The following is a 25473-nucleotide window of genomic DNA, read 5'->3' on the forward strand; positions in this document are numbered from 1 at the left end:
GGGGGACGCCGGCCGCCTCCCGCGGTGGTAGCGTCGGTCCCAGGGGACGGCGGTCCACGGCAGGGAGGAACCCATGGGACGATTGACGCAACGGCGCAAGGTGGCGCGGATGCTCGTCGACGCGCCGTCGCGGACGCGCGAGGAGACGCTCGCCGCGGAGGAGCCCCTCGAGATCAGGATCGGTTCCCGGCCCTTCAGCGTCACGATGCGCACACCCGGCGACGACTTCGACCTCGTGGCCGGCTTCCTCGTCGGCGAGGGGGTCATCGCCTCCACGGACGAGCTCGGGAGCCTGCGCTTCTGCGCCGGGGAGGACGAGGACGGGCGGCAGACGTTCAACGTCGTCGAGGCCCGGCTCGGTCCCGGAGCCGTCGCCCCCGAGCCCTCGCTCGAACGCCACGTCTACACCACGAGCTCCTGCGGGATCTGCGGGACCGCCTCGATCGACGCCGTCGCCAAGGCCGCCCGGCTGCCGCTCGAGGCGCCCGCGCCGCTCGTCTCGCTGCCCGTCCTGCTGGGCCTTCCCGGGACGCTGCGCGAGCACCAGGCGCTCTTCGGCAAGACCGGGGGAGTGCACGCCGCGGGCCTCTTCGCCCCCGACGGGTCCCTGCTGTGCCTGCGCGAGGACGTCGGCCGCCACAACGCCGTGGACAAGGTCATCGGCTGGGCGCTGCGCGACGGGCGGCTCCCGCTCGCCGGGACCGTGCTGCAGGTCTCCGGGCGGGCGTCGTTCGAGCTCGCGCAGAAGGCCCGGCTCGCGGGCATCCCCGTGCTCGCCGCGGTCAGCGCGCCCTCCTCCCTCGCCGTGGAACTGGCGGAGCGCGAGGGCCTGACGCTTGCGGCCTTCAGCAGGACGAGTAGCGTGAACATATACACCCATGCGGAACGGATCAGCGAGGAGGCGGCGCCATGAAACGGGCGGCTCCTGTCAACGACATCAACGAGGACGAGCTCAAGGTCTCCGGGCCCAAGACGTCCGCCGCGGGCGTGAAGGCGGTGCTCGTGGCCCTCGACCGCGGCGTCTCCCAGGCCGGCGTCAGCCGCACCGTGCGCTCCATGCTCCGCGTGAACCAGCGCCACGGCGTCGACTGTCCCGGTTGCGCGTGGCCCGAATCCATCACGGGGGCGCGCAAGCCCGCCGAGTTCTGCGAGAACGGGGCGAAGGCGCTCGCCGAGGAGAACACGACCCGGACGGCCGACCCCGCCTGGTGGGACGCCCACCCGCTGCCCGTCCTCGAGGACAAGACCGAGTACTGGCTGGGCAACCAGGGGCGGATCACCGAGCCGATGATGATCCGCGAGGGGGAGGACCGCTACCGTCCCGTCAGCTGGGCGGAGGCCTTCTCCACGATCGCGGAGCACGTCAACGCCACGATCCCGGACCGCTGCGTCTTCTACACCTCGGGCCGCACCGCCAACGAGACGGCGTTTATGTACCAGCTGCTCGCCCGATCGATCGGCACCAACCACCTGCCGGACTGCTCCAACATGTGCCACGAGTCCTCCGGGACCGCGCTGAACCCGACGATCGGGATCGGCAAGGGGACGGTCTCGCTCGAGGACTTCGACCACGCCGAGCTGATCTTCGTCGTCGGACAGAACCCCGGGACCAACCACCCCCGCATGCTCTCCACGCTCGCCGACGCGCGGCGGCGCGGCGCCACCGTGGTCGCCGTGAACCCCCTGCCCGAGGCCGGCCTGATGAACTTCAAGGACCCGCAGTCCCTCGGGGGCGTGATCGGGAACGGGACGACCATCGCCGACGAGTTCCTCCAGGTCAAGGTCGGCGGGGACCTGGCGCTCTTCCAGGCGTTCGGCCACCTGCTCCTGCAGGAGGAGCAGCGCGCCCCGGGCACCGTCGTCGACCCGGAGTTCATCGAGGGCCGGACCGAGGGCTTCGAGGCCTACGCCGCAGCGCGCGGGGAGATCGACTGGGACGCGACCGAGGAGGCCACCGGGCTCTCGCGCATGCGGATCGCCGAGATCGGCGCCAAGCTCGCCGCCTCCCGGGCCACGATCGTCTGCTGGGCGCTGGGCCTGACGCAGCAGCCCCACTCCGTGAACACCATCCGGGAGATCGTCAACGTCCTGCTGCTGCAGGGAAACTTCGGCAAGCCCGGCGCCGGGGCCTGCCCCGTGCGCGGCCACTCCAACGTCCAGGGCGACCGGACCATGGGGATCTGGGAGAAGATGGGCGAATGGTTCCACGCCGGCCTCGACGCCGAGTTCGGGATCACCACTCCGCGGTGGCACGGCTACGATTCCACGCGCACCGTCGAGGCCTTCGAGGACGGCGACGTCGACGTGTTCGTGTCGATGGGCGGGAACTTCTCCCTCGCGTGCTCGGACACCGAGGCGCTCGAGGCGGGCATTCGCCGCGCGGGCCTGACCGTGCACGTCTCCACCAAGCCCAACCGCTCCCACGTCGTCCACGGCCGCACGTCGATCATCCTGCCCACGCTCGGCCGCACCGACCGCGACGACAAGCACCCGGGCGGCCCGCAGTTCCTCTCCGTCGAGGACTCGATGTCCGTGGTCCACTCCACCCAGGGCCGGCTCAAGCCCGTCTCCGAGCACCTCCTCGCCGAGCCGGTCATCGTGGCGCGCATGGCACAGGCCGTCCTCGGCGAGGACCACCCCGTGGACTGGCGGGCCATGGCCGAGGACTACGACGTGATCCGCGAGCACATCTCCGCCGTCGTCCCGGGATTCGAGGACTTCAACCGGCGCGTGCGCGGCAGGAACGGGTTCGTCCTGCCCAACCCGCCGCGGGACACGCGCACCTTCGCGACGGACATCGGCCGGGCCCGGTTCACCGTGAGCCCGCTCGAGTACCTCAGCGCCCCGCCGGGGCATCTGATCCTGCAGACCGTGCGCAGCCACGACCAGTACAACACCACGTTCTACGGGGTCGACGACCGCTACCGGGGCATCTCCGACGGGCGCCGCGTGATCCTCATCCACCCCGAGGACCTCGACGCGCTCGGCTACGAGGACCGCGAGCTCGTGGACGTCATCTCCAGCTTCGACGGGACCGAGCGGCGGGCCAACCGCTTCCGGCTCGTGTCCTACCCGACCGCCCGGGGCTGCGCCGCCGCCTACTTCCCGGAGGCCAACGCGCTCGTCCACCGGGGGCTCGTGGCCCGCGAGTCCAACACTCCGGGCTACAAGGCGATGACGGTGCGCTTCGTCCCCCACGAGCGCGCCCCGTCGACGACGTTCGACGAGCGCTCGCTGACGACGGGCTGAGGGGCCGCCCGTATGAGCATGGAGCACGCGGCCTGGGGCTCGCTCTACCGGCTCTCCGACGACAAGGGGCGCCACCGCGTGGCTCCGGGAACGCTCCGCCGCGTCGTGGCCTTCGCCCGCCGCTACCAGGGCCGGCTCGCGGCGTTCATCGGGGTCTCGGTGCTCGCGGCCGTGCTCGCCGTAGCGACGCCGGTGCTTGCCGGGCGGGTCGTCGACGCGATCGTCGCCGGCGGCCCCCTGTCCACGGTCCTCGGGCTCGCCGCGCTCATCGCCGCGGTCGCGGTCGCCGAGGCCGGCGTCGGGCTGCTGAGCCGCTGGCTGTCCTCCCGCCTCGGCGAACAAGTGATCCTCGACCTGCGGACACAGGTCTTCGACCACGTGCAGCGGATGCCCATCGCGTTCTTCACGCGGACGCGCACCGGGGCGCTCGTCAGCCGCCTGAACAACGACGTCATCGGGGCCCAGTCCGCCTTCGCGGGGACCCTCTCCGGCGTCGTGAGCAACATCGTGGCGCTCGTCCTCACCGCGGCCGTCATGGTCAACACCTCGTGGCAGGTCACGCTCCTGTCCGTCGCCATGCTGCCCGTCTTCCTGATCCCCGCCCGGCGGATGGGCCACACGCTGGCGCGGCTGCGGCGCGAGGCGGCGGACCACAACGCGGCCATGGGCACGCAGATGACGGAGCGCTTCTCCGCCCCCGGCGCGACCCTCGTCAAGCTCTTCGGGCGGCCCGACGCCGAGTCGGCAGAGTTCGCCGCCCGCGCGGTGCGCGTGCGGGACATCGGAGTGAAGATGGCCATGCGGCAGTTCTTCTTCGTCACCGCGCTGACGCTCGTGGCCGCGCTCGCGCTCGCGCTGGTCTACGGGCTCGGCGGGCTCTACGCCCTGCGCGGCGAGCTGGCCGCGGGGGAGGTCGTCACGCTCGCCCTGCTCCTGACCCGGCTCTACGCGCCGCTGACCGGCCTCGCCAACGCGCGCGTCGAGGTCATGAGCGCCCTCGTGAGCTTCGAGCGGGTGTTCGAGATCCTCGACCTCGAGCCGCTCATCAGGGAACGGCCCGGCGCCCGCCCCCTCCCGGAGGGCCCCGTCTCGATCCGCTTCCGCGACGTCCGCTTCGCCTACCCCGGGGCGGACCAGGTCTCGCTCGCCTCCCTCGAAGAGGTCTCCGTGCTCGACGGACGGCCCGGGGAAGAGGTCCTGCACGGGATCGACTTCGAGGTCCCGGCGGGGCGGACGTACGCGCTCGTCGGCTCCTCGGGGGCCGGGAAGTCGACCATCGCTCAGCTGCTGGCGCGGCTGTACGACGCCGGTTCGGGCGCCGTTGAGCTCGCGGGCGTCGACGTCCGCGACGCGACCTTCGCCTCGCTGCGCGCCACGGTGGGCATGGTCACCCAGGACGGGCACCTCTTCCACGAGAGCATCGCGTCCAACCTGCGCCTCGCGGCTCCGGAGGCCGACGACAAGGCGTTGTGGGACGCGCTGCGCAGGGCCCGGCTCGAGGAGCTCGTGCGCTCGCTGCCCGACGGCCTCGCGACGACGGTGGGGGAGCGCGGCTACCGGCTGTCCGGCGGCGAACGGCAGCGGATGACCATCGCGCGCCTGCTCCTGGCGGCGCCGCGCGTCGTCGTGCTCGACGAGGCCACCGCGGCGCTCGACTCCACCAACGAGGCCGCCGTCCAGGCGGCCCTGGGGGAGGCGCTCGAGGGGCGCACCGCCGTCGTCATCGCCCACCGGCTCTCCACCATCCGCTCCGCCGACGCGATCCTCGTGGTCGAGGGCGGGCGGATCGTCGAACGCGGCCCGCACGCCGGGCTGCTCGCCGCCGGAGGGCGCTACGCCGAGCTGTACGAGACGCAGTTCGCTCAGCAGTAGCCGCGCGGCCTAGCCGCTCGCGCGGGCGGCCAGGAGCTCCGGCAGCACGTGCTCGCGCAGCAGCGGCGCGATGTCGTCGCGGAGCAGGGCCTGCGCGGGGTCGATCCAGAGCAGCTCCTCGAGCTCCGCCGCGGCCTGCGGCAGACCCCTCAGCGGCGCCGCGAAGAGGTGCGAGTCGATGAGCGTGTCCGGTTCGTTCGCGGCGGGGCCGAGCCAGTGTCCGAGCGGCTCGAGCTCGGCCGCCGCGACCGTCATCCCGAGTTCCTCGCCGAGTTCGCGGGCAGCCGCCCCGGCCGGGGTCTCGCCGCGCTCCAGCTTGCCGCCCGGCTGCATGAAGAGGCCCGTCCCGCGCTTGCGGACGAGGAGGATGCGCCCGGAGGCGTCGAGGATGCGTACGGCGGAGATGCGGAGGACGGCGGTCACCATGTCAGCGTAACAATGCGTCCCACGGGAGGGTGTGTTCGGCGTTACATCTGCCAGCTGATCTGTAGAATCGTGTTGAAGGCGGCCGCCGACATGGGGAGCAGCGCGTTCGGCCTTGGATGACGTTGGACTTGTCTCATCGGTCCGACCCTCGAACGAATGATCTGGAGACTAGATGCAACGAGGCACCAACCTCGGCAGGCTTGGCGACTTCAACCAAGCCGTGATTTTCGATTCCATCCGCCGTGCGAAGGACGGCGTCAGCAGGGTGGAACTCGCCGAATCGACCGGACTTTCCCCGCAAACCATCTCCAACGTCGTCCGTCGGCTGCTCGACGACGGTCTCGTCCGGGAGGACCGCACGGTCGTCTCCGGCCCCGGCAAGCCCCGCACGGTCCTGGAGCTCGAGACCAACCGCCTCATGGCGATCGGGATCCACCTGGATCCGGGGCTGATCAGCCTCGTCATGCTGAACCTCCGCGGCGAGGTGGCCGTGCACAAGCGCCTCGTGGCGCCGGAGGTCGGCGACCCCGCCGACACGATCGGCATCATGGCCTCCGCCGTCGAGGAGCTCATCGAGGAGTCCGGGCAGCCACGGGACCGGATCGTCGGCGTCGGAGTCGCCGCCCCCGGCCCGCTCAACCCCGCGGCGGGCATCGTCTCCGGGCCGCCCCTGCTGGACGGCTGGACCGAGGTCGAGGTCGTCAAGCCGCTCGCCGAGAAGCTCGGGCTCGAGGTGCTCCTCGAGAAGGACACGATCGCGGCCGCGATCGCTGAGCTGTGGAACGGCGACGAGGAAGAGGACCAGAACTTCATCTCCGTCTACGTGGGAACGGGCATCGGCGTCGGCATGGTCGTCGGCGGCGAGATCCTGCGCGGCGTGAGCAACAACGCCGGCGAGATCGGCCACTTCTCCGTCGGCGAGAAGGCCGCGCCCTGCGAGTGCGGCCGGGACGACTGCCTCGCCGGCGTGCTGTCCTTCGCCCACCTCTCGGCCAAGGCGCGCGAGGCCGGCCTCCCGGTGGATGCCGGGGAGGACGCCGGCGTGGCCGCGCGCGCCGAGGCAATGAACACCTTCGTCCGGCTCGCCGTCGAGGAGGAGCCGGCGGCCGTCGAGCTCCTGCGCGGCTTCTGCGCCCGGACGGCCGACATGGTCGGGCAGCTCGTCAACGTCCTCGACGTGGACAAGGTCATCGTCGGCGGGCCCATCTGGGCCGAGGTCGGGCACCAGAACATCGACGAGGTCGGCGAGATCATCAACGAGCGCTTCAGCGTGCGCAGCATCCACGGCGTGCGCGTCGTCTCCTCGACGCTGGGGGCCAACGTCGGCGCGATCGGCGGAGCCTGCGCGGTCCTCGACGCCGCGCTCTCGCCCAAGGCGAGCGCCCTGCTCCTGCGCTGAGGCCGCCCGGCGGCACCACGACACGCGCTGCGGCCGCCGCAGCCCAGGGGGGCGGCGGCGCCCGCAGCGCGCCCGGGGGGCGAATCGCCCAGGTGTCGGCTTGCGACGCCCGGACCGTGACGGACTTGACTTCCATTCTCTAGTAGATGTAGATATGGAGGTGTTGGTGGGGTGGCAACCGAGCTGCCCACCGTCGCACGCCAGGTCTCCCCGGAAACGGGTGCAGCCGCTGCGGCAGGTGGGAGAACGGCGGTTCGGCGGCCGCGGCAGAAGTACCAACAGGGCCGCCGTGCCGGTGCATCAGATGTTTTAGGGAGCCATCCGATACAACACCGGCCGGCGGTTCCCTTGTGTCCGGGGCGTGGCTGTGTCCGGTGGGTGCGGCGTGGGAGGGGCCGGGTGACCGGCACGTGCCGCGGGGAACCGGGTCCCGATAACGAAAAGTGCCCCTGACCGGAATCGAACCGATGGCCTACCCTTTAGGAGAGGGTCGCTCTATCCTACTGAGCTACAGGGGCGCCCCGCGCATCGCGCGGTGGACAGCAACCATCCTAGCGTCACCGCGGTCCCGCTTCGCGCATCTTGGAGCGCAGCGTGTGGATGAAGGCCGCCACGAGCACGCCGGCGGCAACGGCCCCCGTCGCCGCCAGCAGGACCCACCTCAGGACCGTCAGGGTGCTGGCCAGGGCCACGGCCGACGCATCGGGCGGGGTGGCCTGGAACAGGGCGTCGATCGCGTTGTTCTCCCACAGGTCCACGACGGCGAACGCCATCGGCACGGCCCAGAGCGACCAGCGCTTCCAGCCCCGCTCGACGTGGACGGCCACGGCGAGCATGGTCACGAGCGCCAGGAACAACGGGAACAGGAGCCCGGCCGTCTTGTGCAGGTAGTTCAGCTGTCCGCGGGCGTCGTCGTCCATCGCCGCGCGCAGCGCCTCGACGTGGGCGGCGTCGTAGCCGCCCGCCAGCTGGTCCGGCATGGCGAGGCCGGCCGAGAGGTCCGTCATCTGGTTCAGGGTCAGCAGGTGGTAGTACCAGAAGAGCAGGAAGACGGCGGCGAGGCCGGCGCCCAGGATCAGGTTGGCGTTGCCGCGGGCCTGCTCCGGAGTGCGCTGCGTCGTCGGGTTGACGGGCTGTCCGGCGGGTGCCGGCCGCGGGGCCGGGGGGCGCTGGGCGGAGGCGCGCTGGGCGGAGGGGCGGCGTTTGCCCGGCTTCTTCGACATGGCCTCCATTATGCCGTCCCCGTCGCGGCCCGCTTCCTCTCCGGGCACGGCGCCCGTTCCGCGGGCGTGGTGCGGCGCCGGCGCCTGTCCACGGGACGGCCGCCCGGCGGCCGGGGCGTCGGTGCCCCGCCGTAGACTGGAGGGACCATGGACTTCCTCTTCGACGACTTTGCCGAGACCCGCCCCGTCCCCGCCCGGCCAGACGCCGCCGGGCTGCTCGAGGGACTGAATCCGGAGCAGGAGCAGGCCGTGGTCCACGCCGGCGGCCCGCTGCTGATCGTCGCGGGCGCCGGATCCGGCAAGACGCGCGTGTTGTCCCACCGCATCGCCTACCTCCTGGCCACGGGCCGGGCCCGCCCGCACGAGATCCTGGCGATCACGTTCACGAACAAGGCCGCGGCCGAGATGCGCGAGCGCATCGGGGCGCTCGTCGGCCCGGACGCCGAGCGGATGTGGATCTCGACGTTCCACTCGTCGTGCGTCAAGATCCTGCGCCGCGAGGCGGCGGCCGTGGGGCTGAAGTCCAACTTCTCCATCTACGACTCCGCGGACTCGCTGCGGCTCATCACGCTCGTGGCCAAGGGGCTGGACCTGGATCCCAAGAAGTTCGCGCCGAAGGCCATCCAGCACAAGATCTCCGCCCTGAAGAACGAGCTCGTCGACGACGAGGACTTCGCCTCCACCGCGGCCCAGGACCCGTTCAGCCGGGCGGTCGCCGAGGTCTACCGGGGCTACACCCAGCGCCTGCGGCAGGCCAACGCGATGGACTTCGACGACCTCATCGGCCAGGTCGTCAACATCTTCCGGGCCTTCCCCGCCGTCGCGGACAACTACCGCCGGCGCTTCCGCCACGTGATGGTCGACGAGTACCAGGACACCAACCACGCGCAGTACGCCCTGGTCCGCGAGCTGACCGGTCCGGACGGGGCGACGCCGGGCGGCGAGCTCACGGTCGTCGGCGACTCGGACCAGTCGATCTACGCCTTCCGCGGCGCCGACATCCGCAACATCGTGGAGTTCGGCAAGGACTACCCCGACGCCCACACCATCAAGCTGGAGCAGAACTACCGCTCGACGCAGACCATCCTGACCGCGGCGAACGCCGTGATCTCGCGCAACCCGGACCGTCCCGAGAAGCGTCTCTGGACCGCGGAGGGGGACGGCGCCAGGATCACCGGCTACGTCGGGGAGTCCGAGCAGGACGAGGCCCGCTGGATCGCCGAGGAGATCCTGCGGCTCAACGACGAGGAGGGCATCCGCCCCGGCGACGTGGCCGTCTTCTACCGCACCAACGCGCAGTCGCGGTCCCTCGAGGAGCAGCTCATGCGCATGGACCTGCAGTACAAGGTGGTCGGCGGCACCCGGTTCTACGACCGCAAGGAGATCAAGGACGCGCTGGCCTACCTCCGGGTCCTCGTGAACCCGGAGGACGACGTCAACGTCCGCCGCATCCTCAACGAGCCCAAGCGGGGGATCGGCGACCGGGCCGAGTACGCCGTCGCCGCCCTCGCGGAGCGCGAGCGGATCAGCTTCATGGAGGCCCTGCGCCGCGCCGACGAGGCCCCCGGCATGGCCTCGCGCAGCGTCAACGCCGTGGCCGGGTTCGTGAAGATCATCGACGACCTCGCCGTCGTCGCCGAGGGCTCCGGGGCCGCGGCCTCGCTCGAGGCGGTCCTGGAGCAGACCGGGTACCTCGAGATGCTGCGCACGTCCAAGGAGATCCAGGACGAGTCCCGCGTGGAGAACCTCGCCGAGCTCGTCGCCGTCGTCCGCGACTACGAGCGCGACAACCCGGACGGGACGCTCGGCGACTTCCTGGAGCAGGTCTCGCTCGTCGCCGACGCCGATTCCGTCCCGGACGCGCCGACGGACGAGACGGGGGCGGACATGGCCCGCCGCGAGGGCATGGTCACGCTCATGACCCTGCACACCGCCAAGGGGCTCGAGTTCCCGGTCGTGTTCCTGACGGGCATGGAGCACGGGATCTTCCCGCACCAGCGCTCCCTCGTGGACGCGCGCGAGCTGGCCGAGGAGCGGCGGCTCGCCTACGTCGGCCTGACCCGTGCCCGACGCCGGCTCTACGTCACGCGCGCCGAGTACCGCAGCCTGTGGGGCCAGTCCCAGTACAACCCGGCGAGCCAGTTCCTCGAGGAGATCCCGGCCGAGCTCATGGACTGGAAGCGGGAAGGCGCGGTCCGTGCCGCGCCGGGCGGATTCGGGGGCTCGATCCGGCGGGACTTCGCCACGAGCCGCTACGACAACGGCTCCCACTGGGGGGCCGCCGCGTCCGTTCCCGGCCGCCGGAGCGGCGACGCCGAGTCCGGCGCGCTGCGCACCGCCCCGACCGCGCGGGCGGCCGGGCGCGTCCAGCCGCAGAAGGAGGTCATCCAGCTGTCCGTGGGGGACAAGGTCTCCCACTCCTCGTTCGGCTCCGGGACCGTGCTCGCGCTCGAGGGGGCGGGGGACAAGACGGTCGCCAAGGTGAAGTTCGGGGCGGACGAGAAGCGCCTCCTGCTGCGCTACGCGCCGCTGACCAAGGCCGATTGAGCGCCTAGCGCACGCATGACCCGTCTACAACTTGTAGAACTGTGCGCTTGGACACGAAAGCGATACTCTGGGCACGGCGTTCAACGCCTGGGGACTAAAGTTCCACTTGGAGCCTCATGGGCCATCGCGCCCCCGGCTCCGAGTCAGAAACGACTTCGACGTAGAAGGACACCAGCCCGTGGACCTGTATGAATACCAGGCGCGCGATCTGTTCGAGGCACACGGGGTTCCCGTGCTCGCAGGCATCGTTGCGTACACTCCCGAAGAAGCCAAGGCAGCCGCAGAGAAGATCGGCGGCGTCGTCGTCGTCAAGGCCCAGGTCAAGGTGGGCGGTCGCGGCAAGGCCGGCGGCGTCAAGGTCGCCAAGACCGCGGACGAGGCGTTCGAGCACGCCTCCAACATCCTCGGCATGGACATCAAGGGCCATACCGTCAACAAGGTCATGATCGCCCAGGGTGCCGACATCGCCGAAGAGTTCTACTTCTCCGTCCTGCTGGACCGCGCCAACCGCAACTACCTGGCGATGTGCTCGGTCGAAGGCGGCATGGAGATCGAGCAGCTCGCCGTCGAACGTCCCGAGGCCCTCGCCAAGGTCTCCGTCGACCCGGGCACCGGCATCGACGCCGCGAAGGCCGACGAGATCGTCGCTGCCGCGAACTTCCCCGAGGAGCTGCGCGGCAAGGTCGCCGAGACCATCCTGAAGCTGTGGGACGTCTTCACGAAGGAAGACGCCACGCTCGTCGAGGTCAACCCGCTGGTCCGCACGGGCGCCGGTGAGATCATCGCCCTCGACGGCAAGGTCTCCCTCGACGAGAACGCCTCCGAGGTCCGCCACCCGCACCACGAGGAGCTCGAGGACAAGGGCGCCGCCGATCCGCTCGAGGCCAAGGCCAAGGAGGCCGGCCTCAACTACGTCAAGCTCGACGGCCAGGTCGGCATCATCGGCAACGGCGCGGGCCTGGTCATGTCGACCCTCGACGTCGTCGCCTACGCCGGCGAGAACCACGGCAACGTCAAGCCCGCGAACTTCCTGGACATCGGCGGCGGCGCCTCGGCCGAGGTCATGGCCGCGGGCCTGGACGTCATCCTGGGTGACGAGCAGGTCAAGAGCGTGTTCGTGAACGTCTTCGGCGGCATCACCGCGTGCGACGCGGTCGCCAACGGCATCGTCAAGGCCCTCGAGATCCTGGGCGGGGCCGCGACCAAGCCGCTCGTCGTCCGCCTGGACGGCAACAACGTCGACGAGGGCCGCCGCATCCTGCGCGAGGCGAACCACCCGTTGGTCACCCTTGCCACCACCATGGACGAGGGCGCCGACAAGGCCGCCGAGCTGGCGAACGCCTAAGGATCAGGGGAAAACAAACATGGCTATCTTCATCAACAAGGATTCCAAGGTCATCGTCCAGGGCATCACCGGCGGCGAGGGCTCCAAGCACACGGCCCGGATGCTGCACGCCGGCACCAACGTCGTCGGCGGCGTGAACGCCCGCAAGGCCGGGACCACGGTCTCCCACGCGGACAACGCCGGCAACGTCGTGGACCTCCCGGTCTTCGGCACGGTCGCCGAGGCGATCGCCGAGACCGGCGCCGACGTCTCGATCGTGTTCGTCCCGCCGGCCTTCACCAAGGACGCCGTCGTCGAGGCCATCGAGGCCGAGATCGGCCTCGTCGTGGTCATCACCGAGGGCGTCCCCGTGCAGGACTCCGCCGAGTTCTGGGCCCTGGCCCAGTCCAAGGTCGACGCCGACGGACAGCAGATCACCCGCATCATCGGCCCGAACTGCCCCGGCATCATCACGCCGGGCGAGTCCCTCGTGGGCATCACCCCGGCGAACATCACCGGCAAGGGCGGCGTGGGCCTGGTCTCCAAGTCCGGCACCCTGACCTACCAGATGATGTACGAGCTGCGCGACCTGGGCTTCTCGACCGCGATCGGCATCGGCGGCGACCCGGTCATCGGCACGACCCACATCGACGCCCTGGCGGCGTTCGAGGCCGACCCGGAGACCAAGGCGATCGTCATGATCGGCGAGATCGGCGGCGACGCCGAGGAGCGCGCGGCCGAGTTCATCAAGGCCAACGTCACCAAGCCGGTCGTCGGCTACGTCGCCGGCTTCACCGCCCCGGAGGGCAAGACCATGGGCCACGCCGGCGCCATCGTCTCCGGCTCCTCCGGCACCGCCCAGGCCAAGAAGGAGGCCCTCGAGGCCGCGGGCGTGAAGGTCGGCAAGACCCCGTCCGAGACCGCGCACCTGCTGCGCGAGGTCTACCCGGTCCTCGAAGAGGCCTCGGCCCTCTAGGACCCGCTCCACGGACCGCACGACGCCGGCCCGCACTCCCGACCCGGGGGTGCGGGCCGGCGTCGTACCCGGCTCAGGCGGGGCCGGTGCTCGAGCGCACCACGAGGCGCGGGACCACGCGCTCCGCGGCCGGCGCGCCCGTTCCCCCGCCGGCACGGTACACGGCCGCCTCGAGGGCGGCCTCCGCGAGCGCCGAGGGGTCCACGTCCACCGTCGTCAGGTCCATGAACGGCCACGAGGCGACGGAGCTGTCGTCGAATCCCGTCACGGAGACGCGCCCGGGCACGGCGACGCCGCGGGAGGCCAGCGCGGCCATGACGCCGACGGCGCAGCGGTCGTTCGCCGCCATGATGGCGGTCGGGGAGGCCTCCCGGTCCAGCAGCTGAACGGCGGCGCGGTATCCGGCCTCCTCGGTGTAGGCCGCCTCCACCGTGTCCGGGGAGAGGCCGCGTGAGCGCATCTGCTGCGCATAGGCCGTCCGGCGGGCCGCGGCGTTGGGGCCGGACCCGCCCGAGACGTGGGCGATGCGGCGGTGGCCCAGATCCACGAGGTGATCCACGAGCAGTGCGAAGCCCGCGGCGTCGTCGGCGCGGACGTCGTCGTGCCCGTCACCGGCGGCCGGGCCGCCCAGCTGGACGAGCGGCACGGTGTCCGGGAGGCCGTCGATCGTGTCCAGCCCCGAGTCGCCCGAGAGGACCAGGAGCGCCTCGATCCGCTGGCCCAGGAGCTCGGCCAGCGCCCCGGCCTGCGGGCGGGACGGCCCGTGCGGGCCGAGCGCGAGGGAGTAGCCGCGGGCGGCCGCGGCCGTGAGCAGGCGCTCGACGAGGTCGGCCTCGAAGGGCTCCTTCATCGAGAACAGGACGCCGAGCCGGTGGCTGCGCCGCCCACGCAGCAGGCGCGCCGATTGGTCCGGGTGGTAGCCGAGCTCCTGCGCGGCCGCCCGGACGCGGCGGCGCGACTCCTCGCTGGGCCCCTCGGCGTCCCGGAGCACGAGGGAGACGAGCTGGCGGGAGACCCCGAGGTGCTCCGCGATGTCGTGCATGGTGGGTCTCAGGGGCATGGAAACATCTTCGCACGACCCTCTAGCACGTGCTATTGGCACGTGCTAACTTGTTCGCATGACTACGACATCCCCCGCGGCCCAGACGGCCGGCCGCTCCTTGAACCCCGCATCCCCCGTCCGCCTCGCCGTCGTCGGCACGGGGTGGATCGGCGCCTTCCACGCCCGCACCGTCGCCGAGCGGCTCCCCGGCGTCGTCCTTTCCGCCGTCGTCGACCCCGTCACCGCATCGGCCCGCCGCGTGGCCGGCCCGTTCGGCGCCGGGGTCTTCACGGATCTCGAGGGGCTCCTGGCCGCGGACGCGGCCGACGGGGTCGTCATCTCCTCGCCCTCCACGACCCACGCCGACCTCGTCGTCCAGGCCGCCGAGGCCGGGAAGGCCGTCTTCGTCGAGAAGCCCATGGCGCACACCCTCGAGGACGCCGACCGGGCCATCGCCGCCGCCCGAGGCGCCGGGGTGCCGCTGCAGCTGGGCTTCAACCGCCGCTTCGCGGCCGACTTCGCCTCCGCCCACGAGCGCGTCGCCGCCGGCGGCATCGGCACCCCGCAACTGCTGCGCTCGCTGACCCGCGACCCGGAACTCGCGGACCCGGCCCGCGTGAAGCCCTGGACGATCTTCACCGAGACCCTCATCCACGATTTCGACACGCTCAACTGGTTCAACCCCGGCGCCCGGCCCGTCGAGGTCTTCGCGATGGGCGACGCGCTCGTCGCGCCGGAGCACAAGGACCGCGGCCTGATCGACACGGCCGTGGTCACCATCCGCTACGACAACGGGGCGCTGGCCGTCGCCGAGGCCAGCTTCCAAGCCGTCTACGGCTACGACGTGCGCGGTGAGTTCTTCGGCAGCGGCGGTATGGTGACCGCCGGGGACGTCCGCGCCACGAACATGCGCTACTACGGGGCCGCCGGTCAGGAGGCGGGGACGACGCGCCTGAACATCGAGCTGTTCGCGCAGGCCTACACGGACGAGCTGGCGGCGTTCGCGCAATCGGTCCGCACCGGCGTGCCGACGGGGCCCGACGGCGGCGATGCCCGCGCGGCGCTCGCGATCGCCCTGGCCGCGATCCGCAGCGTCTCGACGGGCCGGCCCGTGTCCCTGGGTGCCGACGGGACGCCCGCGTGAGCGCGGACCCGGGGCCCCGCCCCGTCCTGGCGGCGTGCGCGGAGATGCTCTTCCCCGAGCTCGACATCGTCGAGCGGGCCGAGCGGCTGCGCGAGGCGGGCTTCCTCGTGGAAGTGTGGGACTGGTCCACGAAGGACCTTCCCGCCCTGGCCGCGACGGGGGCGGAGTTCTCCTCCATGACCGGGTACCTGCGGGGCGACCTCGTGGACCCGGCCGGGGCCGACGATCTCGTGGCCACCGCGCGCGAATCCCTCGACGCGGCGGACCTCCTGGACGTGCCCCGGCTGAACCTCCACGGGACGGGCCTCGACGCACGCGGCCTGCCCGTCGTCCCGCGCCACGCCACAACGGGCGCCGACTTCCTCGCGGCGGCGCGCACCCTGGAACGCCTCGCGGCGCTCGGCGAGGCGCGCGGACGGGTCTTCACCCTCGAGAACCTGAACCGCGCCGTGGACCACCCCGGCGTCCCGTTCGGCGCCGCGGGCGACACCCTGGCGCTCGTCTCCGCCGTCGACAGCCCGCACCTGAGGCTCAACCTGGACCTGTACCACGCGCAGATCGGCGAGGGGAACCTGATCGAGCTCGTGGGCCGGGCGCTGCCCTGGGTCGGCGAGATCCAGGTCGCCGACGTCCCGGGCCGCTGCGAACCGGGGACGGGCGAGGTCAACTACGCCGCGATCGCCCGCGCCCTGCGTGGCCACGGTTACACGGGCGTCGTCGCACTGGAGGCCTTCGCCTCCGGCGACTCCGAGGCGGCGCTCGAGGCGTTCCGCGCCGCCTTCGCCTGACAACGCTGCAAAGGTTCCCGTTTCCCGCAGATCCGCTCCGGCGTGTCGGCGGTACACGCCGGGGCGCGGCCGGGCGGATCCGCGAGAAAATGGGAAGCCCCCCGGGGCCGGTCTGGCATAGGCTGGTCTCCGGTCCGGATCCAGGCGCCGGACACCCCGAGAGCTGCCACCGCAGGAGGACCCATGCGCGCGACCATCATCCACGGCCCCGGCGACATCCGCGTCGAGGACCGCCCGGAGCCCCGCCTCCTCGCGGCCTCGGACGCCGTGGTGCGGGTGACCGCCAGCTGCGTCTGCGGCTCCGACCTCTGGCCCTACCGCGGCGTGCGCCCCACGGAGGACCCCCGGGCGATCGGCCACGAGTTCGTCGGCATCGTCGAGCAGGTCGGGGACGGTGTCGAGACCCTGACTCCCGGCGACTTCGTGATCGCCCCGTGGGCCAACAGCTGCGGTCGCTGCCCGGCGTGCCGCGATGGCGTCCACGTGGCGTGCGAGCACCGCGCCTCCTGGGGCGGTCAGGACGAGCACGGGCTGCCCGTCGACGGCGGCCAGGGCGAGGCGGTCCGTGTCCCCAACGCGGACGGCACGCTCGTGGCCGTCCCGCTCGAGCGGATCCCCGCGGACCGCCGCGAGGGCGCGGACGGACTGCCGGACGAGGCCCTGCTCAAGTCCCTCCTGACCCTCTCGGACGTCATGGGCACGGGGCACCACGCGGCCGTCGCCGCCGGGGTCGGGCCCGGCAAGAGCGTCGTCGTGGTCGGCGACGGCGCCGTGGGCCTGTGTGCCGTCCTCGCGGCGAAGCGGCTCGGTGCCGAGCGGATCATCGCGATGTCCCGCCACGACGACCGTGCCGCGCTCGCCCGGGAGTTCGGGGCGGACGACGTCGTCGCGGAGCGCGGCCAGGAGGCCGCCGCGCGGGTGCGTGGGCTGCTGGGCGGGGTGCTCGCGGACTGCGTGCTCGAATGCGTCGGGAGCGCCGAGTCCATGGACCAGGCGCTGCGCTCGACCCGGCCCGGCGGTTCCGTGGGCTTCGTCGGCGTCCCGGCGGGAGGCGCGGAGCTGCCGATCGGGGTCCTCTTCTCCAAGAACATCTCCGTCGGCGGCGGGGCGGCCTCGACGCGCGCCTACCTGCCCGAGCTGCTCGAGGACGTCCTCGAGGGCCGGATCGACCCGGGACGGGTCTTCGACGCGGTGCTGCCGCTCGAGGAGGCGGCCGAGGCCTACCGGGCGATGGACGAGCGGCGTTCCATCAAGGTCATGCTGACCCCGTAGGACGCAGCCGGAAGAACGACGTCCCGGCCCGCTCGTGGGCGCCGGGGACGAGGAGCCGGCGCAGGTCCGGGCTCCACTCCACGTCCGCGAGCACGCGCCCGCGGACGGCCTCGGAGACGGCGTCGAAGTCCTCCGCCTCGAGGAGCCACTCCACCTCGCCCGTATTCAGGCGCACGATGCGGCGGTGGGCGTCGAGCCGGAGCGTGGCGGAGACCCAGTCGCCCGCGAAGCGCGGCGCCGAGCGGGCCGCGGGGCGGCGGGCGGACCGGCGCGGGGCGGCGGTCGTGGCGCCGGCGGCCGCACCGCGGGAGGCCGGGGAAGCCGGCCCGTCGGGGCCGGTGAGGGGATGCTGAAGAGTCGCCATGGCGTTCCTTCCGGACTGTCCTTGCCCGGACGCGGCTGCGCGCGGGCCGCTTCGTCATCCGAACCACCCGCCGAACAATCCGGTCCGCGGACGTGCCGCGGTTCGCAGTGGGGTTGGTGCATGGCCAGTCGGAGCTTGGCGCCATGTCTCGTGAAGCTGGAACCAGTCTAGGCACCGGTACCGGAGCCGTGGCAAGGCCGCGGCGCCCGGGCCGACATCCGGCGTCGTACTCCGGGGCACAACGCCCCTCGGCGCCGCCGGATGACCCCGGATGACGCGTCCTAGGCCTCCAGGAGGCCGCGGATGTCGTCGGCCGTCATCGCGGAGCCGAAGCCCTCGCCCTCGTCCATGACGGAGGAGATCAGCTTCCGCTTGGCGTCCTGCAGCGCCACCACCTTGTCCTCGATCGTGTCCTTGGCGACCAGCCGGTACACCATGACGTTGCGCGTCTGCCCGATCCGGTGCGTCCGGTCCACGGCCTGGGATTCGGCGGCGGGGTTCCACCACGGGTCCAGGAGGAAGCAGTAGTCGGCCTCGGTCAGGTTCAGGCCGAAGCCGCCGGCCTTGAGCGAGATCAGGAACACGGGGGCGCGGCCGGACTTGAACTCCGCGATCACGTCGGCGCGGCGCCGCGTGGAGCCGTCGAGGTACGCGTACTCGACGCCCTCGGTCTCGAGTCGGGCCGCGGCCTTCTTGAGGAAGGAGGTGAACTGGCTGAACACGAGCGCGCGGTGTCCCTCGGCGAGGACGTCCTCGAGCTGCTCGAACAGGACGTCGAGCTTGGCGGACGCCACGCCGTCGTACTCGGGGTCCACGAGCGAGGCGTCGAGCGAGAGCATCCGCAGCAGGGTCAGCGACTGGAAGATCGTGAAGCGGTTCCGGTCCATGTCCTCGACGAGGCGCAGGATCTTCTGCCGCTCGCGCTGCAGGTGGGTGTCGTAGATCTTCCGGTGCTTCGGCGCGAGCTCGACGTGCAGGACCTGCTCCTGCTTGGGCGGCAGGTCGGTGACCACGGCGGACTTGGTGCGGCGCAGCATAAACGGCCGGATCCGCCGCCGCAGCCGCGCGAGCGGCTCGTCGAGGCCCTGCTTCTCGATGGGCCGCTGGTACTGCTCGGCGAAGCGCACGGCGGAGGGGAAGAGCCCGGGGGAGGTGATCGCGAAGATCGACCAGAGCTCCATGAGGTTGTTCTCCATGGGCGTGCCCGTGATGGCGAGCTTGAAGCGCGCGTTCAGGTCGCGGGCCGCGTGGTGGGCCTTGGTCGCCTTGTTCTTCACGAACTGCGCCTCGTCGAGCACGAGCCCGGCCCAGTGCACGGAGTGGTAGGCCTCGGCGTCGAGCCGGAAGAGGGTGTAGGAGGTGACGACGACGTCGTTCTCCGCGGCGAGTTCGGCCAGCCGCCGCGGGGCGCGGGCCTGGGTGTCGGTGACGGCGGCGACCGTGAGCGAGGGGGCGAAGCGCGCGGCCTCGTCGGCCCAGTTCGAGACGACGGAGGTGGGGGCAACGACGAGGAAGGGGCCGGGCACCAGGGCGGAGGACGACGCCGGGGCCCCGGCCGCCGCCTCGAGCGCCGCGGGGGCGGGGGCCGGGTCGGCGGACGCCCACTGCTCCTTGGCGTGGAGCATGAGGGCGAGGGTCTGCACGGTCTTGCCGAGGCCCATGTCGTCGGCGAGGACCCCGCCGAGCCCGTTGCGCCACAAGCGGGCGAGCCATGTGAAGCCCTCGTGCTGGTAGGGGCGCAGCCGGGCGTCGAGCGTGCCGGGTAGTTCCGCCGGCTCGCCCTCGGCCGCCCCGAGCAGGGCGCCGACGCCCGCGAACCACGAGTCCGGGCCCTCCGTGTGGGTCGCGAGGGCGTCGAGCTCCTCCCACAGCGAGGCCTGGTAGCGCGTGAGGCGCAGCTCGTGGGACTTCTCCGTGAGCTGTCCGGCCTCGGTGACGAGCTCGCGCAGCTTGTCGAAGAGGGGCTGTTCGAGCGAGAAGTACGTCTTGTCCGGCATGAGCATCCGCGTCTGCCCGCGGGAGAGGGCGCGGAGGATGTCGGCGAACGGGATGCGCAGCTCGCCGACCGCGATCACGAGGCCGAGGTCGAACCAGTCGCGGCGTTCGGACTCGACGGTCGTGACGGTGAGCTCGGGGGACTCGGTGAGCTCGTGGTAGTCCGGTTGCGTGCCCTGGGTGACGACGACGAGTCCGTCGATCGCCTCGAGAGCGGGCAGGGTGCGCCGCACGAAGTCCACGGTGTCGAGGCCGCGGAGGGTGCGCGGGGCGAGGACGCGCGCCGCGAGGGACGGGGTGCGCTCGAGGACCTCGAGGGCCGCGTTCTCGAGCTCGGTCTCCGCCTCGGCATCCCGCGTGTCCGCGTCGACCGGGACCTGTCCGTAGTCGAAGTCCCAATCCAGCTCGGCCGTGTCGTCGCCGCGGTAGCGCACGCGCAGCACGAGCTTCGGCGGCTCGATCGGGGGCAGCTCCACGGACCGGTCCGGGCTGAGCACCGCGACGCGGCGGCCGAGGCGCGGGTAGACCGTGGAGAGGAAGCCGTCGATGTCCGACTCCGGGACGGTGACGGCCTCGGGGTGGCGCAGGACCTCGATCTCCGTCGCGTCGAGGCGCCCCTCGGCGGGGGAGAGGACGATCAGCTCGCGCGCGGCGTCCGCGGCGTAGACGCCGTGGTTGCCGATCGGGCCCACGGCCGCGCCGGGTTCCAGCTCGAGCTGGCGCCCGTCGATCGAGAGCAGGGGGACGAGCCTCAGCCCGGCGTCCGCGGCCGTTCCGGCCGGTGTCCCCGCGCCGTTCCGGAACGCCGCGAGCGCCACGGCGGCCGGCGAGCCGAGGACGATCCGGGTCTCGCCGCGCACGCCGATGAAGCGGATCCCGAGGCTTCCCGCCTCCGCCAGGAGCATCCAGAGCAGGGGGGAGGAGAACTCGTCGAGGTAGAGCCAGTCGTTGTCCTCGCCGAAGTAGAGCTGCCCGTTGGCGCGGTAGAGCGGCACGAACTGGCAGAACCAGCGGTGCTGCTCCGGGTCCAGCGTCAGGCCGTAGGTCTTGAAGCTGATGGTGTTCCAGCGCAGGTTCCCGCGGACCCAGCGCCCGTTGCCGGAGAGCACCATGGGGCGCACGCCGAGGCGCCAGCGGTGGCCGGAGGAACGCTGGTGCCCGACGCCGGAGCCCGGCGCCCACTGCCGGTGCGCGGTCTGGGTGGTGTCCTGGAGCTCGAACTGCAGCGCGAGGGGCTGCACGGGCGGGTGCTCCCCGCGTTCGGAACCCGGCCGGCCGCCGCGCGCCGTCCCCGCGGCGGCCGCGGCGCGCTGGCCCGCGCCGAGCAGGCCGTTCAGGCTCTCCCGCCAGGCCGGGGCCGCGGCGGTGGCCGGGGTGCCCTCGTAGACCTCGTCGCGGGCGCGCAGGTGCAGGGTGTTGGAGTAGATCATGAGCGCGGCCGCGTGCTTGCAGTCGGCGCCGACGGGGCACGAGCAATGGGCATCCGCGATGGTCCAGGCCCCCTTGGCCGCGCGCAGCTGCACGCGCGTGCGGTAGGGGACGGCCGCCGTGCCCTCGACGCGGCCCGTCAGGAGGGCGTCCTGCGGGGCCCACCGGAGCTCGGGGATGTGCTGGCTGTTCGCGTAGCCCTTGCCGCGCGTGAAGGCCGCCCCGCCGACGACGCGCAGGATCTCGCGGGCGTCGATCAGGGGATGCGAAGGCACGGGCATCCTCCCATCGTTTCACGACGACGCGGGTGCCCGCCAACCGGGGCGGGGTGGCTGTGGGCGGGGCGCCGAGACGCCCAGGTTAAGCCACTTGTAAGTATGTCAGTACAAACCTTTGACAGGACAAAGATTCTGGTGCAGAGTGTCTGTGTGCGTTGCCTCACACGGAAGACCCGCAGGGTGTCCCGGGGCAGGCCGCCCCGGCGATGAAAGGAAGTCGATCAGCGTGAACCTCGACGTGCTGACCATGGGACGCATCAGCGTCGACATCTACCCCAACGACATCGGCGTGGGCCTCGCCGACGTCGGCAGCTTCGGCAAGTACCTCGGAGGATCACCGACCAACGTGGCGGTCGCCGCGGCGCGGCACGGGCGCCGGGCCGGCGTCGTGACCCGCGTCGGCGACGACGACTTCGGGGGCTACCTCCTGCGCGAGCTCGAGCGCTACGGCGTCGACGCCGCCCAAGCCGTCCGCGTCGCCGGGCTGCAGACACCCGTGACGTTCTGCGCGATCCAGCCGCCCGAGGACTTCCCGCTCTACTTCTACGGGCGCCAGCCCACCGCCCCGGACTGGGAGATCCGCGCCGACGAGCTCGACCTCGACGCCGTGCGCGGCGCCCGGATCTTCTGGTCCACCGTCACGGGCCTGAGCCGCGAACCGAGCCGGGCCGCGCACCTCGCCGCCCTGGCCGCCCGCACCGGACTCGGCGAGGGCGCATTCACGGTCCTGGACCTCGACTACCGGCCGATGTTCTGGGACTCGGAACAGGCCGCCCACGAGCAGCTCGCCGCCATCCTGCCGCACGTGGGCGTCGCCATCGGCAACGACACCGAGTGCGCCGTCGCCGTCGGCCGCGGAACCCCCGACGAGCAGGCGGACCGGCTGCTCGACGCGGGCGTCGAGATCGCCGTCGTCAAGCTCGGCCCCGAGGGCGTCATGGCCAAGACCCGCACCGAGCGCGTGGTCTCCGCCCCCGTGCCCGTGCAGACCGTCAACGGGCTCGGCGCGGGAGACTCCTTCGGAGGCGCTTTCTGCCACGGACTCCTGGCCGGTTGGCCGCTCGAGACGGTCCTCGACTACGCCAACGCCTCCGGGGCCATCGTGGCCTCCCGGCTCGCCTGCTCCGAAGACATGCCCACTCCCGCCGAAGTCCTCGCCCTGCTCGCCGAGCGCGGGCGCCTGACCCCGGCCCTGGAAGAACTGGAGGGCGCCCAGTGAGCCTTCACTCCATCGACCCGCAGGACCCCCGGCGCTACGAGCAGCTCACGCGGCTCCGGCTCGAGGATCCCGGCGCCGTGGCCGCCGCGGCCGTGGCCCGCCGGCGCCACCCGGGCCCCGTCCTGGGCCGGCAGAACTTCATCATCGCGGCCGACCACCCGGCCCGTGGGGCGCTCGCCGTCGGTTCCGATGCGACGGCCATGGCCGACCGGCGCGACCTCCTGGACCGCCTGCGCACCGCGCTCGAGAACCCGGCCGTCGACGGCGTGCTCGCGAGCCCCGACGTCATGGACGACCTCCTGCTCCTCGGTGCGCTCGAGGGCAAGCTCGTCTTCGGCTCCATGAACCGCGGGGGGCTCGCAGGATTCGTCAACGAGCTCGACGACCGCTTCACGGGTCACACCGCCGAGGCGCTCGCGGCGTTCGGGGCCGACGGCGGCAAGATGCTCACCCGGATCGGCCTCGGGGACCCCGCGACGGCCTCGGTCCTGGAGAACACGGCCCACGCGATCGACGAGCTCGCCGCGCGGGGCCTGATCGCCATGGTCGAGCCGTTCCTCTCCTCCTGGGTCGACGGGCGGGTCCGCAACGACCTCTCGGCCGACGCCGTCGTCAAGTCCGTCGCGATCGCCTCCGGACTCGGGGCCACGAGCGCCTACACCTGGATGAAGCTGCCCGTGGTGGCGGAGATGGAACGCGTCATGGCGGCCACGACGATGCCGACCGTGCTCCTGGGCGGCGACCCCGACGGCGCCCCCGACGAGGTCTTCGCGAGCTGGTCGGACGCCCTCGCCCTCCCGGGCGTCCAGGGCCTGACCGTGGGCCGCACCCTCCTGTATCCTCCCGACGGCGACGTCGCCGCCGCGGTGGCAACGGCCGCCTCCCTGCTCAAGACCACGCCGGCCCCGGCCGCCGCGGGCATCACCTCGAAGGAGTCCTAGAAGACATGGCACAGCGCACCCTGACCGTCGCGCAGGCGGTCGTCGAGTTCCTCGGGCGCCAGTACGTCGTCGACTCGGTCGGCGGGCAGGACTACCGCGGCCGGCTGATCCCCGGCATGTTCGGGATCTTCGGCCACGGCAACGTCGCCGGCGTCGGACAGGCCCTGAAGCAGTGGCAGGCCGCCGATCCCACGCTCATGCCCTACTACCAGGGACGCAACGAGCAGGCGCAATCGCACCAGGCCGTCGGCTACGCCCGCCACACGCGCCGCCGCGCGACGTACGCCGTGTCCACGTCGATCGGCCCCGGCTCTTCCAACCTGCTCACGGGCGCCGCGCTGGCCACGGCCAACCGCCTGCCCGTCCTGCTGCTGCCGAGCGACACCTTCGCGACGCGGGCCGCCGACCCCGTGCTCCAGCAGCTCGAGCACCCCCATGGCTACGACATCACGGTCAACGACGCGTTCCGCCCGCTGTCCAAGTACTTCGACCGGGTCAACCGGCCCGAGCAGTTGTTCTCCGCGTTCATGCACGGGCTGCGCGTGCTGACGGACCCGGCCGAGACCGGTGCCGTGACGATCTCGCTCCCGCAGGACGTCCAGGCCGAGGCCTTCGCGGTCCCCGAGGAGTTCCTCGCCGAGCGCGAGTGGCGGATCCGCCGCCCCGAGCCGGACGCCGCCGACATCGCCGAGGCCGCGCGCCGCATCCGCGCGGCCAAGCGCCCCCTCGTCGTCGCCGGAGGCGGCGTGCTCTACGCGTTCGCCCAGGACCAGCTCGCCGCGTTCGCCGAGGCCACCGGGATCCCCGTCGGCTACACGCAGGCCGGCGTCGGCTCGCTGCCCTGGGACGCCCCGTACTGCCTCGGCGCGATCGGCTCCACGGGGACGACGGCGGCGAACGCCCTGGCGCGGGAGGCGGACCTCGTGATCGGGATCGGCACGCGCTACGAGGACTTCACCACGGCCTCGAGGACGGCGTTCCAGAACCCGGACGCCTCCTTCATCAACATCAACGTCGCCGCCCTCGACGCGTACAAGCACGGGACGTCCCTGCCGATCGTCGCGGACGCCCGCAAGGCCCTCGAGGCGCTGACGACGGCGCTGTCCGGGTACCGCGTCGGCGCGGACCTCGAGCACGTGGTCGCCGAGGAGAAGCGGCGCTGGGACGCGACCGTCGACGAGGCGTTCACGACCCGCCATGCCCCGCTGCCGGCGCAGAACGAGATCATCGGCGCCGTCCGCGGCGCCATGGCGGACACCGATGTGGTGGTCTGCGCCGCCGGCTCGCTGCCCGGGGACCTGCACAAGATGTGGCGCGTCAAGGACGCCTACGGCTACCACGTCGAGTACGCGTTCTCCTGCATGGGCTACGAGATCGCCGGCGGGCTCGGCGTCAAGCGGGCCGCGCTCGACGAGGCCGCGGCGGACGGGACCGAGGCGCGCGACGTCGTCGTCATGGTCGGCGACGGCTCCTACCTGATGATGCATACCGAGCTTGTCACCGCGGTGGCCGAGGGGATCAAGCTCATCACCGTGCTCATCCAGAACCACGGCTACGCCTCGATCGGCTCGCTCTCCGAGTCCCTCGGATCCCAGCGCTTCGGCACCCAGTACCGCGTGCTGGACCGGCAGGGGCACTCCTTCGACGCGGGGGAGAAGCTCCCCGTCGACCTCGCCGCCAACGCCGAGTCGCTCGGGGTGCGGGTCCTCCGGATCGAGCCGGGGCCCGACGCGATCGACGCGCTCGCCGCGGCCGTGGCCGAGGCCAAGGCCGCGCCCGAGGGCTCCGGTCCGATCGTGATCCACATCGAATCCGATCCGCTCCTGGACGCGCCCGACTCCGAGTCCTGGTGGGACGTGCCGGTCTCGGCCGTCTCCGAGCTCGACTCGACCCGCGCCGCCTACGGGACCTACACGCAGAAGAAGTCCATCCAGCAGCACTACCTGGGCTAGCCGGGCCGCCCCGGCCCGCCCAGCCCCCCACGAC

Annotated in this window: 18 protein-coding genes, 1 tRNA gene and 1 riboswitch; of the genes, 13 read left to right on the forward strand and 6 right to left on the reverse strand. The window is 72.2% G+C overall.

Features of this window, described 5'->3' with window-relative positions:
* Nucleotides 1–73: 73 nt before the first annotated feature.
* Genes fdhD through AC0QR5_RS16185 form a run of 3 tightly spaced genes read left to right on the forward strand, consistent with a single transcriptional unit; the run spans nt 74 to nt 5121 of the window.
* Nucleotides 74–913, forward strand: coding sequence for a formate dehydrogenase accessory sulfurtransferase FdhD (fdhD, locus tag AC0QR5_RS16175; protein ID WP_329863159.1), 840 nt, complete (start codon nt 74–76; stop codon nt 911–913).
* Entirely contained in the window at nt 910–3249 is a 2340-nt protein-coding gene (locus AC0QR5_RS16180) for an FdhF/YdeP family oxidoreductase (RefSeq protein ID WP_329863158.1), read from the forward strand. The genes fdhD and AC0QR5_RS16180 overlap by 4 nt, the downstream gene beginning before the upstream one ends.
* Before the next feature lie 12 nt (nt 3250–3261).
* Nucleotides 3262–5121 (forward strand): ABC transporter ATP-binding protein, encoded by a 1860-nt coding sequence (locus tag AC0QR5_RS16185; protein WP_329863157.1) that lies wholly within the window; start codon nt 3262–3264, stop codon nt 5119–5121.
* A 9-nt stretch (nt 5122–5130) separates the two neighbouring features.
* Here AC0QR5_RS16185 and AC0QR5_RS16190 read toward each other — a convergent pair whose 3' ends face one another.
* Nucleotides 5131–5544, reverse strand: coding sequence for an NUDIX hydrolase (locus AC0QR5_RS16190; protein ID WP_430633531.1), 414 nt, complete (start codon nt 5542–5544; stop codon nt 5131–5133).
* A 175-nt stretch (nt 5545–5719) separates the two neighbouring features.
* Between AC0QR5_RS16190 and AC0QR5_RS16195 the strand changes: the two genes are divergently transcribed.
* Nucleotides 5720–6946 carry an ROK family transcriptional regulator gene (locus tag AC0QR5_RS16195; protein ID WP_329863154.1) on the forward strand — a complete coding sequence of 409 codons (1227 nt, stop codon included), beginning with the start codon at nt 5720–5722 and terminating at the stop codon, nt 6944–6946.
* Nucleotides 6947–7390: 444 nt separating this feature from the next.
* Here AC0QR5_RS16195 and AC0QR5_RS16200 read toward each other — a convergent pair.
* Nucleotides 7391–7464: transfer RNA gene (locus AC0QR5_RS16200), tRNA-Arg, on the reverse strand.
* A gap of 39 nt (nt 7465–7503) precedes the next feature.
* Nucleotides 7504–8169 carry a hypothetical protein gene (locus AC0QR5_RS16205; protein ID WP_329863152.1) on the reverse strand — a complete coding sequence of 222 codons (666 nt, stop codon included), beginning with the start codon at nt 8167–8169 and terminating at the stop codon, nt 7504–7506.
* A gap of 147 nt (nt 8170–8316) precedes the next feature.
* Here AC0QR5_RS16205 and pcrA point away from each other — a divergent pair, with 147 nt between their 5' ends.
* The 3 genes from pcrA to sucD all read left to right on the forward strand — a co-directional run bounded on the left by pcrA (nt 8317) and on the right by sucD (nt 13016).
* A complete protein-coding gene (pcrA, locus tag AC0QR5_RS16210) occupies nt 8317–10716 on the forward strand; it encodes a DNA helicase PcrA (protein WP_329863150.1) in 2400 nt (799 codons plus the stop codon).
* A gap of 178 nt (nt 10717–10894) precedes the next feature.
* The gene (gene sucC / locus AC0QR5_RS16215) at nt 10895–12061 is read left to right on the forward strand and encodes an ADP-forming succinate--CoA ligase subunit beta (protein WP_329863148.1); all 1167 of its coding nucleotides are present in this window, start codon (nt 10895–10897) and stop codon (nt 12059–12061) included.
* Between the two features lie 19 nt (nt 12062–12080).
* Nucleotides 12081–13016, forward strand: coding sequence for a succinate--CoA ligase subunit alpha (sucD, locus tag AC0QR5_RS16220; protein WP_329863146.1), 936 nt, complete (start codon nt 12081–12083; stop codon nt 13014–13016).
* Nucleotides 13017–13089: 73 nt separating this feature from the next.
* Here sucD and AC0QR5_RS16225 read toward each other — a convergent pair whose 3' ends face one another.
* Nucleotides 13090–14076: a LacI family DNA-binding transcriptional regulator gene (locus AC0QR5_RS16225; RefSeq protein ID WP_329863144.1), complete on the reverse strand. Its 987-nt coding sequence runs from the start codon at nt 14074–14076 to the stop codon at nt 13090–13092.
* 58 nt (nt 14077–14134) lie between these two features.
* On the opposite strand from AC0QR5_RS16225, the gene AC0QR5_RS16230 reads away from it, so the two are divergent.
* From AC0QR5_RS16230 to AC0QR5_RS16240, 3 genes are all read left to right on the forward strand, one after another.
* Nucleotides 14135–15202, forward strand: a complete 1068-nt coding sequence (locus AC0QR5_RS16230; RefSeq protein ID WP_329863142.1) for a Gfo/Idh/MocA family oxidoreductase — start codon at nt 14135–14137, stop codon at nt 15200–15202.
* A 44-nt stretch (nt 15203–15246) separates the two neighbouring features.
* Nucleotides 15247–15990, forward strand: coding sequence for a TIM barrel protein (locus AC0QR5_RS16235; protein WP_329863188.1), 744 nt, complete (start codon nt 15247–15249; stop codon nt 15988–15990).
* Between the two features lie 183 nt (nt 15991–16173).
* Complete coding sequence (locus AC0QR5_RS16240; protein WP_329863140.1) at nt 16174–17262, forward strand: zinc-dependent alcohol dehydrogenase family protein; 1089 nt, start codon at nt 16174–16176, stop codon at nt 17260–17262.
* On the opposite strand, the gene AC0QR5_RS16245 is transcribed toward AC0QR5_RS16240, so the two are convergent.
* A complete protein-coding gene (locus tag AC0QR5_RS16245; protein WP_329863138.1) occupies nt 17246–17626 on the reverse strand; it encodes a hypothetical protein in 381 nt (126 codons plus the stop codon). The two genes, AC0QR5_RS16240 and AC0QR5_RS16245, sit on opposite strands and share 17 nt — an antisense overlap.
* Before the next feature lie 12 nt (nt 17627–17638).
* A riboswitch (SAM riboswitch) is annotated at nt 17639–17782 on the reverse strand.
* Nucleotides 17783–17907: 125 nt separating this feature from the next.
* Nucleotides 17908–21324, reverse strand: coding sequence for a DEAD/DEAH box helicase (locus AC0QR5_RS16250; protein ID WP_329863136.1), 3417 nt, complete (start codon nt 21322–21324; stop codon nt 17908–17910).
* A 250-nt stretch (nt 21325–21574) separates the two neighbouring features.
* Here AC0QR5_RS16250 and iolC point away from each other — a divergent pair, with 250 nt between their 5' ends.
* From iolC to iolD, 3 genes are read left to right on the forward strand one after another with little or no spacing between them, the layout of a single operon-like run.
* Complete coding sequence (iolC, locus tag AC0QR5_RS16255; protein ID WP_475372539.1) at nt 21575–22546, forward strand: 5-dehydro-2-deoxygluconokinase; 972 nt, start codon at nt 21575–21577, stop codon at nt 22544–22546.
* Entirely contained in the window at nt 22543–23487 is a 945-nt protein-coding gene (locus AC0QR5_RS16260) for a Cgl0159 family (beta/alpha)8-fold protein (protein WP_329863132.1), read from the forward strand. The genes iolC and AC0QR5_RS16260 overlap by 4 nt, the downstream gene beginning before the upstream one ends.
* A 5-nt stretch (nt 23488–23492) precedes the next feature.
* Nucleotides 23493–25439 (forward strand): 3D-(3,5/4)-trihydroxycyclohexane-1,2-dione acylhydrolase (decyclizing), encoded by a 1947-nt coding sequence (iolD, locus tag AC0QR5_RS16265; protein ID WP_329863131.1) that lies wholly within the window; start codon nt 23493–23495, stop codon nt 25437–25439.
* Nucleotides 25440–25473: the final 34 nt, after the last annotated feature.

The organism is Arthrobacter sp. J156 (genome assembly GCF_056172865.1).